Source organism: Mycoplasma sp. ATU-Cv-508 (assembly GCF_004011945.1).
In the GTDB taxonomy this organism is placed as follows: Bacteria; Bacillota_I; Bacilli_A; order Mycoplasmatales; family Metamycoplasmataceae; genus RYZV01.
Window position 1 is genome coordinate 463,373 of record NZ_RYZU01000001.1, and the last position, 16,436, is coordinate 479,808.

Here is a 16,436-nt window from a genome sequence, read left to right on the forward strand (position 1 = left end):
AGTTTCTGGATGTGATCTTGGAGTTTTTTAAACTCGCTCGCTAAACTTGGGTAGTGTTTTTTGAAAAGTTTTTGCGACTCAACTTCAACGTAAATTCTTTTTCAAACTTACTAATCATTTGGTGGCATCCGATCACAGAAAGTTTGCATTTTTCTAAGTTAAGATTTTCAAAGTAAAGTCGGGCTTGTTGGTGGACTTTGACAATTTTCTTAATCTTATTTTCAACGCCGGCAGTCCGATTCGAATTTTTTCCGAAGCGGTTTTGGTAACTTTTAACTAGTTTTGACACGCGCTCGGGCACGCGGGAATAAAGGTGGTTACGGATAACCGGCGCCTGGTCAATTGTGATAGCTAAATCTAAGATGGCTTGTTCGTACTTGTTTAACCATTTTAAAGACGCGCGGTTTTTGCCTAGGTCAAGCGTTTGTTCAAACTCTTTTTCGTAATCGTTAAGAGTTTGGAGTGTTTTGTCAATTTTGTGGGCGACTGGGTTAAGCAGCACGCGGTGGTCGCGGTACTGTTTGATAATTGTTCTCAAATTGTTTTTAAGGTAAATCATTTCGGCTCGAATGAATTGGTTTTTGCGCGTGAACTGGTTAGCGATTTTTTCAAATTTATCGCCGCTTTTTTCAAAAATTTCCACTTGGGAACGTAAGTGAGTCATGCCGACTTTGAATTCTTTTCGCGACAGGCGGTAGGCTTGTTTTTGAAAAGCTTTAAAAGCAACTCGGGCGTTTTTGTGATTATTTTCAATTTCGTCGTAAGAATTGATTAACTCTTCGAGCAAAGGCTGGTACTCGCTATTTGACTGCGCAATCCGTTTAATTTGGACAATCACCCGGTCGGCTTTGAGCAAAATTCCCGCGTTTAGACGAGTTTCAATTTTGTGTAGTCAGTTATTTCTGAGTTTGCGCTGACCGTTAAAACTAAAGTAGAACAGCAAAACAAAAAGCAGCAGACTTAAGAAAAAAGCGATCATGATTAACGAAATACGTAATTGCGGAGACATGGAGACATTATATGGTCTCGGAGAACTTTTTTAGACTTGGTTAAACCGCCATTCTTTGCGTTATTATTTTTTTACTGATTAAATGAGGATGGAGTACCAAAGAAAATGAAAATTTTTAGTTTTTTGAACCGGTTCAAAAATTTAAAACGGGAGCCAAGGTTTACGTAATTTTGTGGTTTTTGACCGGTCTTTTTTTAGTATCTTTAGTGGTAGTTTTTGTGACTTTAGCGTCCGCTAGCCAAGCTCGGCGAGAAGAGGGTCGTTGAAAAATTGGCTACACCGATCAAATGAACGCTTACTTAGCTGATCCAAACACAACAGCTGAGGCGGCAGCGGGCATCATTGCACCCGAAAAAATTAACGTAACCAGAAGCGTACGTGAAGGTTATGAGCCGATTGAAGGTGTTGTGACTTTAGCCGATCTTTTAACCGAAAAATCGGCTAACTTACATTACGACTTAACGGGCGAAAAAGCTCCGCTTGGAAACACGGTTTTCTTAGCCGACCAAAGTGGCGAATGGCACAAAGTATCCGTTTGGCGTTTAACAGAGTGGCCAACTAGTCCCACCATGATGGCTCAAATAGCGCAAAACATTCAAGCCGGCGTGGCGCTTGTTTTCGTCTTGTTTTTAACTGCGGCGATTTTTACCACCGTGGGAGTTTCTGTTTACCAAAAAAAATCTGCCAAGGCGGTAACTCATGGGTCTTAAAACTATTTCGGCAAAGTTTAGTTTGGGGCGCTCAGTTGCCTTTTTAGGTCGGATTGGCAAGGCACTAATGTTTCCGATTGCTGTGCTACCAATCGCGGCTTTACTTTTGAGGATTGGCGCGCAAGTACCCCAAGACACGACTTTTAGCGCTTTTGTTCACCAAATAATTTTCGGAGCCGGCAACATCGTGTTTGCTAATTTACCGATTATTTTTGCGATTGGAGTTGGTTTTGGACTAACCAAAGATAACCGCGGCGAAGCGGCTTTGAGTGCTTTTCTCGGCATGGCTCTTTTAGCGGTTTTGATGCGAAGTGATGGGGTTGATTTGCCTGATAAAATCTACGGGTCAATTAACTTTTCTTTAGCACCGGGAACCGATGCTTCGGCGAGCGGTTTTCACCGAATTTTCGGTTCTAAGTACGACGCCATTTTAGCCGAAAACGTGCTTAATGGAATTGTGGCAGGTTCTTTAGTGGCCTGACTTTACAACCGGTTTAACGGAGCGGTTTTACCTAAGGTGCTGGGATTTTTCTCAGGACGTCGTTTAATCCCGGTTTTGTCAATTATGAGCGTTTTAATTTTAGGGGTTGCTTACGCAGTGATTTACCCTTGGGTGGGGTACTTGATTTACCGCTTCTCCCTTTCGCTATCTAGCGCGACTGGTCAGCGTTATGCTAACGCGGGCATAATGGGGATTTACGTCTTAATTAACCGTTTACTGATTCCTTTCGGACTTCACCACATACCTAACACAATGTTTTGGTTCCAACTTGGTGAGCACACTGATCACTTTGGTAACCTAGTTCAAGGCGACATTAACATTTTCATTTCCGGAGTCGCCAAAGGCAACACGGCTGGCACTTTTCAATCCGGTTTTTTCCCGATGATGATGTTTGGTTTGCCAGCTTTAGTGATGGCAATTTATAAAAGAGCTCAAGACCGCGGACAAAAACAACAAGTGTTGGCGATGCTGGGCGGATCCGCTTTTGTTTCCATGCTGACTGGCATTACCGAGCCGATTGAATTCGCTTTCTTGTTTGCGGCTACGCCTCTTTTCATCGCTCACGCTTTGCTGGGCGGTCTTTTTGCTTTCATCACCGGTCTTTTCGGAATTCAGTTAGGCTTTGGTTTTAGCGCGGGTCTAATTGATTACCTTTTGTCCATCCCTAAATCGATCGAAATTATTAACGCCAACTTAAGCGGTATAAACGCCGTGTTAGCCAACCCAGGTTGAATTTTCGCGATTGGATTAGTTTGTGCTTTGTTTTACTACTTTGGCGGTCTTTGAGCCATCGGCAAGTTTAACTTTGCTACACCGGGTCGGAGCACCAACTTAATTTTCGTTGCTCAGCAAGCTCAGCCGATTAGACCTGCCACTAGCGATCAGCCGGCTTTTGTCAAAGAGCAAGCTAGTATCGCTGAGCCAGCAAAAAAAACTGGGTCAGTTGCTGCTGATGAGCAAGCAACTAACGTTGAGCAAATTTCCAGCTCAGAGCAAACAAATAGCATTAAACCAGAGTCAACTGATAGTCAGTCAACAATTAGTGCTCGCACAGCCCAAATCGTGCTTGCACTAGGTGGATACGACAACATCACTAATTTTCAAAACTGCGCTACTCGTCTTCGCTACGATGTTAAAGACGCTGACAAAGTTGACAGATATAAACTAATTAGTTTAGGTATTCTCGGCGTGATGAAAGTGAGCAAAACTCACGTTCAACTAGTGGTTGGTCCGCAAGTTGAAGCGCTCAACGACGAAATTATCCGTTTTAAAGATGTTGATTTAAGTCAAGTTTAAATTTGGTTAACGAGGTATTTTTTGGTAAAATCATTCTAGCATATTTAAGCAACTTAACACTTAAGACCGCGTTATTTGCCTACGTCAGGATTGTTAGTAACTGAGCTTAAGCAGCGAACACATTTGAGGCAAATCGTCCTTGGGGAGTTAAGTTATCTTTGTATGCCTAATTCACACTAATTAAGGAGACACTATGTCACGCTACACTGGTCCAGTTTTCGTAAATCGCGCCGTTATAAGTTTTCTATTTTGGAAACTGGTAAAGAATTTGCTAAGGGCAAACAAAGAGAGTACGCGCCTGGGCAACACGGACAATCGCGTAAGAAAATGTCCGATTACGGACTTCACCTTTACGAAAAACAAAAACTAAAGTACCTTTACGGAATGAACGAGCGTCAGTTTCGTAATACTTTCAAAAAAGTTTCTAAGTTAAAAGGGATTACAGGAACAAACTTTTTAATCGCACTTGAATCAAGACTTGACAACTTGGTTTACCGTCTGGGTTTTGCTCGCAGTCGTCGCCAAGCTCGACAGTTAGTTAACCACAATCACTTTTTGTTAGATGGAAAAAAAGCCAACATACCTTCTATGTTGGTAAAAGTTGGTCAAAGCGTGGAAGTTAAACCAACTAGTCAAAAAATGGCCATTATTGAGGAAGCAACTGAAGCTCGCCAACCAGCTAGTTGACTGAGTCGTCACAAACTGGTCGGGAAATACGATCGTTTACCAGAGCGCTCAGAAATTAGCCGTGACATTAACGAGAGTTTAGTCGTTGAGTATTACTCTAAGTAATTTAGTTTTTTAGTGTTCCAGCAAATAGAAGTTGCGTTTACCCTTTTTGATGATGCTAACTTTTTTGTTAAAAAGGGACGGTTTAATTGAGTGATTAGAATCACTCACCACTTTGCCGTTAACTTCAATCGCTTTTTCAACGATTAGTTCGCGTGCTTGGCGCTTAGAAATGGCCGCTCCTGTGCTAATTAGCGCGTCAACCAAAAGACCTTTAGAAAATTTAACCGTCGGCAAACTATTGCGCAAACTCAAAAGATCGGCGGTTTTTAAAGTTTCAATTTTTTCTTCGCCAAAAAGTACGCTCGAAATTTTTTGAGCTTGCTCGGCTTCTTTTTTGGAGTGGATATCTTTGGTTACTTCGTAAGCTAGCAGTTTTTGGGCGATTCTTTTGTGCCTGTTAGAAGCGTGCCGGGTAATTGTTCGCTTAATAGTTTTGACATCCAAAAAAGTTAACCAAAGCAGCAACTTTTCAACTGCTTGGTCTTCGCTGTTAAAGAGGTACTGGTAGAGCTGGTAGGGCGAAGTTAAGTTTTTATCTAACCAAATTGCGTTACCTTCGCTTTTACCGAATTTTTCGCCCGCTTCGTTGGTGATCAGTTCGGTCATGATACCAATCGCCTGGTGGTCTTCATCAACCAGTTTGCGAATAAACTCCAGTCCGGTGGTAATGTTGCCTCACTGGTCAGAAGCACCCAGTTGAATTCGAACGTTAAATCTTTCATACATTACTTTGTAATCTCAACCTTGAATTAGTTGGTAAGCAAATTCGGCAAACGAGAGCCCAGTTTTAACTCGTTTTTTGATAAATTCTTTGCTGAGCAAATAACTAACATTCACGCTTTTACCAACATTTCTTAAAAATTGTAAAACGCTCATGCCCTGGTAAAACTGGTAATTATCAACCACTTTAAAACCGAATTGTTTTAACTGATGGGTAATTTTTTGTTTGTTAAGTGCAATTTGCTTTTCGTTGAGCAGCGTTCTCTCGAAAGCCTTACCCGAGGGATCGCCGATCATGCCAGTGGCCCCTCCAACTAGGGCGTAGGCGCCAAAACCCTTATTTTGAAAACGTTTAAGCAAAGCAATTTGCAAATAGTTTCCTAGGTGAAGCGAACTGGCGCTCGGGTCAAAACCAACGTAAACGCCGCTTTTGTTGGTTAGTTTTTTCAGTTTCTTCCGGTTAGCGATGTCTTTAATCAACTGCCGGTTTTCTAAATCCGTGATGATTGAGTTCATAAATCTTAGGTTTGACCAGTTTTTAAGTGTTCAGAACGATGAGGTTTGCCTTTTTCAACTTCGTTAAAAGCTTGGCGAATTTTTTTAGTCGCAACGCGAATGCTTTCCTTAATGGTATCAATCGTTTTTTCTAAGTCAATTTCTGAGAGAGTAAGTTTAGCTTGCTTAACTAACTTGTCCACGTTAGCACGAACTTGACTGGAGTTTACTTCTTGTGAGCCTTGCAAAATTTCGTTCGCTTGGCGAAGCAAATCATCAACAATCGGTTTAAACGCGGATTTCTTTTTTTCTAGCACCCGCCGAACTTGTTTACCTTCTTCAGAAGTGACGTAGATGCCGCCAATTACGGCTGCCGCTATTCAAAATAGAGTTGAAATTTTCACTTACTTCTCTCCTTTTTTGCGCTTGTCTTTTTGTTCGCCCAGCGCCAACTTACGCACGCGGTCTAAAACTTTGTAAATGTCTTCTTTGTTGCGAGCCATCAGTTTAGCGAGCGATTGGATGTTTTTCCGAGCCACTACTTCAAAAACGTCCAAGTAGTTAGCCATTTTAGCAGCTGTTTCAACCGATGAGTTTAGCATTTCCGATTTGTAAGTTACATCTTCAATTAGATAATCCAGTTTTTTAATCATAATCGTTCTTCTACGCAAAGCCGCAATTCCGTAAAGAAGTGCTACGATAGCCAAAATTGTGCCAATTAGGCCAATTATTAGGAGAGCAATAATGAGTTGGTTCATGGAATCGGGGCCGATTTTTTCACTGGAATTATACTTTGTAATCAGTTTTTTAAAGAATTTTAAACCTTTTTACTAAAAGTCTTTTCAACTATAATTTGGGCTAGAATGTTAGATTTTTTAGGAAAACGCCTCCAAAAGTCTTTAGCGAAAATTAAAGCTAAAACTACAATCAACGAGGCCGATATTTTAGAGGTCACCCGCGCGATCAAACTCTCTTTGCTTGAAGCAGACGTTAACCTCCAAGTTGTCCGTGACTTTGTCAAAACTGTCAAAGAAAAAGCGGTTGGATCTAATTTAATTGGCCAACTTAACGCCTCCCAGCAAATGGTTAAAATCGTCCGGGATGAATTAGTTGAGGTTTTGGGTCAAAAAAGCAAAGACGTTCCGCTTCACAGGCCAATCAATGTCGTGATGCTAACTGGTTTGCAAGGTTCTGGTAAAACTACCACGGCGGCCAAACTGGTCAGTTACTACCGTAAAAATCATCAAATCAAAAAACCGCTGTTAGTCGCTGCTGATGTTTATCGTCCGGCGGCGATTGATCAGTTAGTGACACTCGGTGAACAAAACAAAATCGCGGTTTTTTCGGAAGGTCAAGGTGATCCGCGGCAAATTGTGACTAACGCGCTTAAAAAAGCTCGCCAGGAAGAGTTTGATTTAGTCGTGATTGACACGGCTGGTCGTTTGGCAATTAACCAAGAGTTAATGCGCGAGTTAAGCGATCTTAAGAAAATCGCTCGTCCCCACCAAATTTACTTAGTAGTTGATGCTCTGGTTGGTCAAGACATAATTAACGTGGCCAAGACTTTTAACGAACAACTTGATTTAACCGGTTTTATTTTAACCAAACTTGATTCTGATGCCCGAGGAGGTGCCGCTCTTTCGCTAACTTACCTTTTGAAAATTCCGATCGTTTTAATCGGAACGGGCGAAAAAGTCGGCCAAATCGAACTTTTTCACCCCGACCGCATGGCACAAAGAGTTTTGGGCATGGGCGATGTTTTAAGTTTAATTGAGCAAGCCCAAGACGTAGTGGATGAAAAACAGTCCCAGCGCCTAATGCATCGTCTAGCTAGTGGCCGTTTTAACTTAAACGATTTGATTGACCAACTTAAGCAAATTAAAAAGATGGGTAAGATGAGCAAAATTCTCAAAATGATTCCCGGAATGAGTCAAAAAATTTCTGAGGAAAAAATCGCCAGTGCCGAGCGCAAATTAGTTACTTTTGAAATCCTCATTCAATCAATGACAAGTCAAGAGCGACTGGAGCCAAAACTGCTTAAACAAGTCGCTCGCAAACAGCGAATTATGAAAGGTTCCGGTCGTTCTGCCCAAGACTACAACCTTTTAATTAACGAGTTTGATCGCATGTCTAAACAAATGAAAGATTTATCTAAATCGCTCCAAGACGGCAGTTTTAATCCGCGAAAGTTTGGGTTGACTTAAAATGATTTGCACATTGTGGTTAGCTCCCTTAGTTGTCAGCTCTCCTACGTTAGTAAACGGAGGCGAGTGGAAAAGTTTTCATTCTGCGCAGGAGCAGTCCGAAACAAGCCCGGCTTACCTTGCCTGGTTAATTCCGCTCAGTTTAATTCCTTCGCTTACGCTCGGTCTAGTTTACTTCTTTGCTCACCGCAAAGAAAAGGAAATTGAGGAAATTAAAAAAGCCCAGTCTTTACGGCAAGATCAGCCCGAGTGGGTCGATCAAACGATTAATCTTAAAATTGACGCTAAAAATCCGCGCCAAAAGTAAGTTTTAAATGTTATTAGACTAGTTAGTCTCGAGCAGACTTTTCCATATAATCAATTTACTATGTCAAATTCGGCTGTTTCGCGTTTTTCGCTCTGGAAAGAATACCGTGCCCAAATAGAGGAAAACATTAAACTGCAAAAAGCAGTCCAAAACTCAAGCGAAAAATTTCAAATCCTTAACCGCAGACTGGTCGAGGCTTTTCCTGATTACCACCAAAAGTACCAACTTGACCAAAAGTCTTTTGCGAGCAAGCTAGCCCAGATTGATTCTCCGCCCGAGTTTACTTGTCCTAATTTGCCCGTTATTTTGGCTGAAATTGAGCGCATAGAACAAAGTTTTACGCAAGCCAAAGTTGACTTTAGCGACTTAAACTTTTCCCTAGGACGACTAACCGATTTAATTAGTGACTTGCGGAGCGGGAAAAACAAACAGAAGTTTACTCAGCACTTCGCTTCTGATGCAGACGTAACCTCTTCCCAAAGTTTTACTGCCCCGACCGCTCGACCTAGTTTTAGCGTGGCGATTGACGGACCAAGCGGAGCTGGAAAGTCGTCAGTCGCCCACCGTCTTAGTCAAATCTGAGGGCTTTTCTATCTCAACACTGGACTGCTTTACCGAGCCGTTGCTTTCAAAGTTAACGCCACCCAAACTTCGCTTGATGATCACCAAAGCATTCGCGCGCTGCTTGACCCTCAGATGATAAAACTGCGTCGTCACGAGAGAGTTTGAATGGAGGGAAAAGATGTTACTCATCAGCTTCGTTCAGACCAAATTTCTCAACTTGCCTCCCAAGTTTCAGCGCTGGACTTTGTGCGCGATTACGTCAACACCGTTCTTAAAAATTACACTTCACAAAAAGGTTTAATTGCCGAAGCCGAGACACTACTTTCCGTGTTTTGCCCCGAGCCGAAATTAAGATTTACCTTGACACAAAGCCGGAAATTCGTGCCGAGCGCAGAGCTCAACAAAACAAAACGCTTGGCTATGAAACTGATTACCAACAAATTTTGGATCAGATTCAAACTAGAGACCACCGCGACCAAAATCGCCAATTTGATCCGCTGCAAAAAGTGCCGACGCAACCGTAATTGACGCGTCTAATTTAAGCGTTGATCAAACGGTGCAAAAAATTAACGAAATTATTAAAAACAAACTTGGACTTAGGCCACCCCATGAATAACTTAGTGGCAATCGTTGGTCGGCCCAACGTAGGCAAGTCGACACTCTTTAACCGGTTAACCAAAACGCGTCAAGCGATCACTAGTTCTTCGCCTGGCACAACACGCGACCGTAACTTCGCCCGCTTAACCAAAGACGGAATTAGTCTCACCTTAGTTGACACCGGCGGTTTAGAAGTCAGTTCCAAGAGCGACAAAATCGCCGAGCAGACAGAGTTTGCGATTGCTCAGGCTAACGTAATTCTTTTTGTTGTTGATGGACGCAGCATTTTAGTGCCTGATGATTTACGGGTGGCAAAAATGCTTCGTAAAACTAACCGACCAGTTTTGGTGCTGGCTAACAAAATGGAGCAAAAAAATCCGCTTGATAAATCACTGTGGTCGCTCGGCTACCCAATCGTTGAAATCGCTGCTTTGCACGCAATAGGCATCCAAGATTTGTGAGATTGACTTTTACCGCGACTAGAAAAGGGTTTACTTAGTGAATCAAGTCAGGAACCCAAATTAGTCATTTTAGGTCAAACTAACGTGGGTAAGTCCTCCTTGCTAAACGCTTTGAGCGGTCAAAAGAGAGCGATAGTTTCAAGTCAAAAGCACACCACACGCGACGCGGTTAGCGAGAAAATTAATTTAGCCGGACAAGAATTTGAAATTATTGACACGGCCGGCTTAAGACGCAAGTCACGCTTAGAAGAAGACGTTGACTACTTTGCTTACCTAAGGACTCAGCGCGCGCTTGAAAGCGCCACGATTGTAGTGCTGGTTTTAGATGCGACCCAAAAGCCCAGTCATTTTGACGCTCGCATAATCGGTTACGTAGAGGAAGAGAAAAAACCGTTTTTGATTGTCGTGAACAAGTGGGATTTAGTTGGCTCTCAAATTAGTTGTCCTAAGTTCCAAAGTGAGTTGGTTAGCAAATGGCCTTTTTTAAAGTGGGTGCCAGTAGTTTGTGTTTCGGCTTTGCGAAAAGAAAAAATTGACCAGATCGGTCAAGCGCTTAGCAAAGTGCTGAGCGGTTTAAAAACTAAAATTACCACCCGTAATTTCAACGATCTACTTAACGATGTTCAAACAGTTAAACCAGCGCCGAGTTACCGCGGCAGTCGATTGGAAATATTTTTTGGTCAACAAGTTCAAGCTCGAATTCCCACTTTTAAACTTTTTGTTAACAACAAGCAGTTGGCCCATTTTTCCTACCTACGTTTCATTGAAAACCAGATTCGCCAAGTTTATCCTTTTTGAGGGGTGCCGATTCGATTTTTATTGGAAAATAAACGTCAATCAAAGGCATAATAAAAGTTATGGCTAGCGCAAAAATTTTAGTAGTCGGTAGCGGAGCGATGGGTTGTGCTATTGCCCAAGCGCTAGTTGATAAAAGCGGCGATCCGGTTTGGATTTATGGCGTGGACAAGCAGGAGTTAACTGATTTAAAAAAAAGGCTATAACCGCCGCTATTTCCCAAACCACCAGTTTCATAATTTCGTAATCACGAGCGATTTAAAAGAGGCAACTCAAAACGCTAAGTACATTTTTTTAGCCGTACCTTCGCAAGTTTTGGGAGATATTTACCAAAAACTTGCCGCTTTAATCACGGTCAAAAACAAAGTTTGTCTAATTAACTTGGCCAAAGGTTTTACCCGGGCAGCACGGAAACTGCTCACGCTTTTTTAACTAAAAAAACTCAGCAAGACCAAATTTTCCGCGGGATTGTTTCGCTTTATGGTCCTTCTTTTGCTTTGGAAATAGTTGAGCGGAAGTTAACTTTTTTAGCGGCAATTTCAGCCAGTCCAAAACTCAGCCAAGAAGTTCAGACGCTGCTCACTAACAATTATTTAAAAGTCTTTTTAGCCAAAGACGCGCTCGGAGTGCAGACGGGCGCAATTTACAAAAATGTGGTGGCGATTGCCAGCGGGCTAGTAACTGGTCTTGGCTACGGTCTTAATGCTCAAGCGGTTGTTTTGACCCAGGGGTACCAGGAGTTAAACGTTTTAGTAAAAGCCTTGGGAGGACAAAGTAAAACCGCTGCTGGGATTAGCGGATTAGGCGACTTAATTTTAACTGCCAGTTCGGCTCAGTCGCGCAACTTCACTTACGGCCTTAAGTTAGCCAAAGACGCCTCGGCAGTCATTGACCAAACCGTTGAAGGTCTATTAGCTTTAAAAGTCTTTTTCAAAATCGCTCGGCAGAAGAAGTTAAAACTGCCGATCACCGAGGCTCTCTGAGGAATAATTCACGAGAAGCGCGATCCGCAAACGATTTTGGAATGTTTAGAATCCAAAGCAATGATTTCCTAATAAAAGCGTAAAGACTTATAATTTGAAGGGTATTTTCACTTTGGAAAGGGTATGATGAATAAAACAGAGTTAGTTGAAAAAATCTCTGAACAACTAGATTTTCACAAATCAGATGTTGAGCAAGTAGTAAACAAATTAGTCGAAGTTATCGTTGGTAGCGTGAAGAAGGGTCGCAAAGTCCACGTCAGTGGTCTTGGTTCCTTTGAAAAAATAAGACGTTCGGCACGGACAGGTATCAATCCAGCCACCGGTAAAAAAATGCAAATTCCCGCTAAAAACGCCCCTAAGTTTAAAAGCGCTAAGAATTTCAAACAGTTAGTTGCCTAATTTTTTGGTAAGTTAAACCCGCTAGTCTGATGAGTGTCAGGTTAGTTTTTTGACACAACTTAGCAAATCTAAGTAGCCTGGGTAACGCAAGCTTGTTTCGCAGGCTACTTTTTCTATTTGGACAAGGCTATAAACACTTGGCCTGTTTTGTTTTAAAAAAGTCATTGGGACAACAAAGAAACGTGTCTGTGTTAAAAAGGCAACCAAACAAAAACTGATTCCGCCTAATTGCTCTACTTCCAGTAGATAGTTTAACTGGTGGGGTTTAATTTGGTTAACCGCCCAACTGTTTTTGATCGTACTTTTAGCTTCAAAAGCGATAAATCGACCTTGAAATAAACCGTAATAGTCAGCGCGGGAACGAGCAAAAATTAGCGCGTTTTTCACTCTTTTAAAAGGCTTGGCGCGCTCAGTTTTAAAAATTTTAGTTTCTAGCGCCAACTTGTGAATCAAGGCTACTTTCTGATCTTGGTAAAGACGGATCGTTTGATTAATGATCAGTTCCCATCAAAGACCCGAATTAAGACGTTTTTTTCATACTCACACACCCTTAATTGGGAAAGATTGCCGCTTTGGGTGATTTTTAGCGACTATGCTATACTTTTTTAAACTAATAGACTAAAGCATTTACGATGCTCGCTCGGTCGTGCCCGGTCGTCCGCCAGGTTCCGAGTTTGGAGTCGTAAAGAAGACAAAACGAGGAACTACATGCATTCAGATCAACAAGATATTCAACCTACTTCCGAAAATACTTCGCCAACTGAGCAAAGTCAAAGCGGAGAAAGTTCGGAAATTGTTTCCAACAACAAACTGCTTGAAGCAGGCACTTACTTTGGACATAAAAAAGACAAGTGAAACCCTAAAATGAAGCCTTACATTTCGGCTACCAAAAAGGGTATGCACATTATTGATACTAAGAAAACCAAAAAAGCGCTTGAGTTTGCTTACGCCTTAATTGAAAGACTGAGCAGCAAAGGCGCGAGTTTTATTTTCGTTGGAACTCGAAAACAAGCCCGCGAGACAATTAAAAATAACGCCTTGCGAACTAACTCCCACTACGTAGCTGACCGCTGACTAGGCGGAACGCTAACTAACGCCAAAACAATTTTTTTCACGCGTTAAGTACATGGAAGATTTAGAGCAAAAAGCGAGCCAAGATTTTTCGGGTTACACCAAAAAAGAGGGACTTAAGTACGCCAAAGAATTAGAGAAGTTAAAGCGAAACCTGATCGGAATTAGGCGGATGAAAAGTAGTCCCAACATTATGATTGTGGCCGATCCAGTGCACGATAAAATCGCGGTTCGCGAAGCTCGCAAGTTAGGCGTTAAAGTGATTGGGATAGTTGACACTAATGCCGACCCTACCTTTGTGGACGTAGCTATTCCGGCTAACGATGATTCGATCAAATCAATCACGCTCATAATTACAATTTTGGCCGATGCGATTGCTAAAGCCAAAGGCGGCCAACAACTTTACGCTTACCAAGGCGACGACGCGGTTAATCTGCCCGAAGACCGTCGTGAACGTTTGGAAGATCGTCCTGGCAAAGGGCGTTTTGGTCAGCAGCGCCGTCGCAGCGCTAATTTAAAAAATTCTTCCCGGGCTAGTTTTTCAAAACCAAAAGAACAAACTGCCACCTCAAGCGAATCTCCTGCCAGTTCGCGAGCTACAAGCGAGAAAGAGAGTGATCAAGATGGAACAAATCGAGAAAATTAAACAACTAAGAGAGATGACCCACGCCGGATTCTTAGATTGCAAAAAAGCACTCGAATCCACTAAGTGAGATCTTGATAAAGCGGTTGAGTTTCTTCGCAAAGCCGGGATTAGCAAAGCCGCTAAAAAAGAGTCGGCTATCGCAGCCGAAGGAGTGATCGCCATCATTTCCGACGACGACAAAATTCTCATGTTTGAAGTAAACAGTCAAACCGATTTTGTAGCTCAAAACCCGCAATTTCTAGAAGTGGTCGATGAGATCGGGATTGCGCTGATCAAAGACGCTAATCCGACCGTGGAAACGGCGCTTAAAATTAAAAATGCTGATGGTCAAAGCGTTGAGGAAATGATCACTAGTTTGAGAGCGACTTTGGGAGAAAAAATCGCTCTTCGTCGTTTAGTTCAAATTCAAAAAGAAAGCGGCAAAAGTTACGGAGTTTATTTGCACACTAACCGTAAAATCGGAGCAATTGTCGTTACCCAAGGCGGAAATGACCAGATTGCTCGCAACGTAGCCATGCACGTCGCATCAATGAATCCCGCTTATTTAGATGCTCACAGCGTCCCAAGCAAGGACCTTGCTAATCTCCGTCATGAAATTAGTGATTCGCCTGTTTTAAAAAGTAAGCCGGATAACATCAAAGAGCAAATCGCCGAAGGAATGCTCAAGAAAAAGTTAGCCGAACTGACACTAGTAGACCAGGAATTTGTGATGGAAAAAATGCCGGTGCAAACGTACCTGAAAAATCACCAAGCTAAAGCGGAGGCTATGTACCGGATGGAAGTGGGTCAAGGCATGGCTCACAAATCTTGTGATTTTGTCTCGGAAGTTCAGCAACAAATCAAAGAACACGATAAAGTTGATTCTTCTAACAAACGTTAAGTTAAAAATCTTATGAACGCAGTCGATCTAATTGAAAAAAAACGCACTGGCCAGAAATTGACAAGTTTTGAAATTGAAAAACTCGTCAATGCTTACGTCCAGGGCGTTTTACCCGACTACCAAATGGCGGCTTTTTTGATGGCCGTTATGTTTCAAGGGTTAGATGTTCAAGAGACTAGCGCTTTGACCATGGCGATGGCTCGTTCAGGCGACATTTTAGATTTATCGTCGGTTAGTCGCCCGGTCGTTGATAAACATTCAACCGGCGGAGTAGGTGATAAAGTCAGTTTAATTATCGGTCCGGTGATGGCTAGTTTAGGAGTTAGTTTTGCTAAGATGTCGGGCCGCGGTTTAGGTTACACCGGCGGCACGGCTGACAAACTAATGTCAATTCCTGGCTACAAAATTAATTTACCAAGTTCGGAATTTATTAAGCAAGTCAAAGACATCAAAATCGCTTTGATCGGTCAAAGCGGCAACATTGTCCCGGCCGATAAAAAGATTTATGCTTTGCGAGATGTTACCGCGACAGTCGAGTCAATTGCTCTTATGACTGCTTCGGTGATGTCTAAGAAAATTGCTACGGGCGCCGACGCTATTTTGCTAGACGTTAAATGCGGTGATGGCAGTTTTATGAAAGATATCCCAGCGGCTAAAAAGTTGGCTCAATTAATGATTAAAATCGGCCAAGAACTAGGCAAAAATGTGCGCGCTGAAATTTCCAACATGAGCCGACCACTTGGTAAAGCGATCGGCAACCGGATTGAAGTTTTAGAAGCGCTTAACTATCTTAGCGGTCAAGTTATTCCTGATTTAGATGAGTTAATTAAGTCTTCGTGCCAGACGCTTTTACTCCAAGCTAGGCCTTCTCTTACCTCTGAGCAAGCCGCTCAGCAAGTAAACCAGGTCATCACTCAAGGCAAGGCACTAGAGAAGTTCAAAGAGTGAATGATTCGTCAAGGAGTCGATTTTGAACACTTACGCTCGGATAATTTTTGGAAACCCAAGTACAGCCACGAAATTTTTGCCACCAGCGAAGGAGTGCTTGACATTGTAAGCGCAGTTAAGTTTGGCACTGCCGCCATGAAATTAGGGGCCGGCCGCGAAACAAAAGATCAGGAAATTGATTACGATGCTGGCATTTATTTGCACCATAAGTCAGGTGAACGCGTTAAGAAGGGCGACTTACTCTTTACGCTCTATTCGTCTAATCCGATCGAAAGTTGACAAGTTGATCTCCTGGCTGACGCTTATAAGGTTGGTCAAAGTTACCAAGCCCAGCCGATGGTTTGAGCGCGAATTTAGTTTTATCTGCTTGTTATTTATTAGCGGTGAGCAAAAAGTAATTTGTTAAGATTAGGTCAGAATTAGTCGTGGTAAAAATACTCAATCATCCCCTAATCAAAATTAAACTGACTAAGATGCGTGATGCAAGCACGTCGCACTTACCCTTTCGCAAAAATTTAAGCCAACTGGCATCTCTGATGGTTTACGAAGTTTTACGCAAGTACCGAGGCAAAACCAAGTGAGTTAATACGCCAACTGGTACGCGCGCCAAAGGTTTAGATTTTGACAAAGAAATCGTGATCGTACCAATTCTCCGAGCTGGACTAGGAATGGTTAACGCGATTGAACATTTAATTCCCCAAGCGCGAATTGGTCACATCGGTATTTACCGCGACAGTAAAAACTTTCACGCGGTAGAATATTTTTACAAAATGCCACCCGTTGCATTAGACTCGGAAGTTATTATCGTTGACCCGATGCTTGCAACGGGCAATTCCGCCGTTGACGCAATCGCCAGTCTTCGTAAAAATGGATTTCAAAAAATTTCCTTGCTTTCAATTGTCGGATGCCAAGAGGGGATTGACAATGTTTTGAAACACCATCCGAAAGTTAACATTTTTTTAGCTGCTAAGGATAGCCACTTAGACGAAAATAAATACATTATTCCTGGTTTAGGCGACGCCGGTGACCGTTTGTTTGGCACGAAATAAAAATTGAA

General features: G+C 42.4%; 18 protein-coding genes and 2 pseudogenes. 15 read left to right on the forward strand and 5 right to left on the reverse strand.

Annotation, left to right across the window (positions count from 1 at the left end; translation table 4 throughout):
- Positions 1–40 precede the first annotated feature (40 nt).
- A complete protein-coding gene (locus tag CSH31_RS02715; protein WP_128008752.1) occupies positions 41–1,009 on the reverse strand; it encodes a septation ring formation regulator EzrA in 969 nt (322 codons plus the stop codon).
- A 179-nt stretch (positions 1,010–1,188) separates the two neighbouring features.
- Here CSH31_RS02715 and CSH31_RS02720 point away from each other — a divergent pair, with 179 nt between their 5' ends.
- From CSH31_RS02720 to rpsD, 3 genes and pseudogenes are all read left to right on the forward strand, one after another.
- Positions 1,189–1,719, forward strand: a complete 531-nt coding sequence (locus tag CSH31_RS02720; protein ID WP_128008753.1) for a hypothetical protein — start codon at positions 1,189–1,191, stop codon at positions 1,717–1,719.
- The gene (locus CSH31_RS02725) at positions 1,709–3,517 is read left to right on the forward strand and encodes a PTS transporter subunit EIIC (RefSeq protein WP_128008754.1); all 1,809 of its coding nucleotides are present in this window, start codon (positions 1,709–1,711) and stop codon (positions 3,515–3,517) included. Before CSH31_RS02720 ends, CSH31_RS02725 begins: the two co-directional genes overlap by 11 nt.
- A 193-nt stretch (positions 3,518–3,710) precedes the next feature.
- Positions 3,711–4,309 (forward strand): annotated as a pseudogene (gene rpsD / locus CSH31_RS02730) (30S ribosomal protein S4).
- Between the two features lie 9 nt (positions 4,310–4,318).
- Here rpsD and tyrS read toward each other — a convergent pair.
- Genes tyrS through CSH31_RS02745 form a run of 3 tightly spaced genes read right to left on the reverse strand, consistent with a single transcriptional unit; the run spans position 4,319 to position 6,282 of the window.
- Positions 4,319–5,545, reverse strand: a complete 1,227-nt coding sequence (tyrS, locus tag CSH31_RS02735; protein WP_127942890.1) for a tyrosine--tRNA ligase — start codon at positions 5,543–5,545, stop codon at positions 4,319–4,321.
- Between the two features lie 5 nt (positions 5,546–5,550).
- Positions 5,551–5,928: a hypothetical protein gene (locus tag CSH31_RS02740; RefSeq protein WP_128008756.1), complete on the reverse strand. Its 378-nt coding sequence runs from the start codon at positions 5,926–5,928 to the stop codon at positions 5,551–5,553.
- Entirely contained in the window at positions 5,929–6,282 is a 354-nt protein-coding gene (locus tag CSH31_RS02745) for a hypothetical protein (protein WP_128008757.1), read from the reverse strand.
- Between the two features lie 105 nt (positions 6,283–6,387).
- On the opposite strand from CSH31_RS02745, the gene ffh reads away from it, so the two are divergent.
- The 8 genes from ffh (at position 6,388) to CSH31_RS02780 (ending at position 11,834) form a co-directional block, all read left to right on the forward strand.
- Positions 6,388–7,728 (forward strand): signal recognition particle protein, encoded by a 1,341-nt coding sequence (ffh, locus tag CSH31_RS02750; RefSeq protein ID WP_128008758.1) that lies wholly within the window; start codon positions 6,388–6,390, stop codon positions 7,726–7,728.
- Positions 7,729–7,741: 13 nt separating this feature from the next.
- Positions 7,742–8,035: a hypothetical protein gene (locus CSH31_RS02755; RefSeq protein ID WP_128008759.1), complete on the forward strand. Its 294-nt coding sequence runs from the start codon at positions 7,742–7,744 to the stop codon at positions 8,033–8,035.
- A 60-nt stretch (positions 8,036–8,095) separates the two neighbouring features.
- Positions 8,096–9,136, forward strand: coding sequence for a (d)CMP kinase (locus CSH31_RS02760; protein ID WP_128008760.1), 1,041 nt, complete (start codon positions 8,096–8,098; stop codon positions 9,134–9,136).
- A gap of 71 nt (positions 9,137–9,207) precedes the next feature.
- A complete protein-coding gene (der, locus tag CSH31_RS02765) occupies positions 9,208–10,506 on the forward strand; it encodes a ribosome biogenesis GTPase Der (RefSeq protein ID WP_128008761.1) in 1,299 nt (432 codons plus the stop codon).
- An 8-nt stretch (positions 10,507–10,514) separates the two neighbouring features.
- Positions 10,515–10,658: a hypothetical protein gene (locus tag CSH31_RS04415; RefSeq protein WP_161565694.1), complete on the forward strand. Its 144-nt coding sequence runs from the start codon at positions 10,515–10,517 to the stop codon at positions 10,656–10,658.
- A 52-nt stretch (positions 10,659–10,710) separates the two neighbouring features.
- Positions 10,711–10,884 (forward strand): hypothetical protein, encoded by a 174-nt coding sequence (locus tag CSH31_RS02770; RefSeq protein ID WP_236630738.1) that lies wholly within the window; start codon positions 10,711–10,713, stop codon positions 10,882–10,884.
- Positions 10,885–10,949: 65 nt separating this feature from the next.
- Positions 10,950–11,507, forward strand: a complete 558-nt coding sequence (locus CSH31_RS02775) for an NAD(P)H-dependent glycerol-3-phosphate dehydrogenase (RefSeq protein ID WP_161565695.1) — start codon at positions 10,950–10,952, stop codon at positions 11,505–11,507.
- Positions 11,508–11,558: 51 nt separating this feature from the next.
- The gene (locus CSH31_RS02780) at positions 11,559–11,834 is read left to right on the forward strand and encodes an HU family DNA-binding protein (RefSeq protein ID WP_201736476.1); all 276 of its coding nucleotides are present in this window, start codon (positions 11,559–11,561) and stop codon (positions 11,832–11,834) included.
- Positions 11,835–11,855: 21 nt separating this feature from the next.
- Here the strand turns inward: CSH31_RS02780 and CSH31_RS02785 are convergent, their stop codons facing one another.
- A complete protein-coding gene (locus tag CSH31_RS02785) occupies positions 11,856–12,380 on the reverse strand; it encodes a Holliday junction resolvase RecU (RefSeq protein WP_161565696.1) in 525 nt (174 codons plus the stop codon).
- A gap of 162 nt (positions 12,381–12,542) precedes the next feature.
- Between CSH31_RS02785 and rpsB the strand changes: the two are divergent.
- The 4 genes and pseudogenes from rpsB (at position 12,543) to upp (ending at position 16,428) form a co-directional block, all read left to right on the forward strand.
- Positions 12,543–13,551 (forward strand): annotated as a pseudogene (gene rpsB / locus CSH31_RS02790) (30S ribosomal protein S2).
- A complete protein-coding gene (gene tsf, locus CSH31_RS02795) occupies positions 13,529–14,431 on the forward strand; it encodes a translation elongation factor Ts (RefSeq protein WP_127942900.1) in 903 nt (300 codons plus the stop codon). The pseudogene rpsB and the gene tsf overlap by 23 nt, the downstream one beginning before the upstream one ends.
- A gap of 12 nt (positions 14,432–14,443) precedes the next feature.
- A complete protein-coding gene (locus tag CSH31_RS02800; RefSeq protein WP_128008765.1) occupies positions 14,444–15,736 on the forward strand; it encodes a thymidine phosphorylase in 1,293 nt (430 codons plus the stop codon).
- A gap of 68 nt (positions 15,737–15,804) precedes the next feature.
- Positions 15,805–16,428, forward strand: a complete 624-nt coding sequence (gene upp, locus CSH31_RS02805) for a uracil phosphoribosyltransferase (RefSeq protein WP_127942902.1) — start codon at positions 15,805–15,807, stop codon at positions 16,426–16,428.
- The last annotated feature ends 8 nt before the right edge of the window (positions 16,429–16,436 follow it).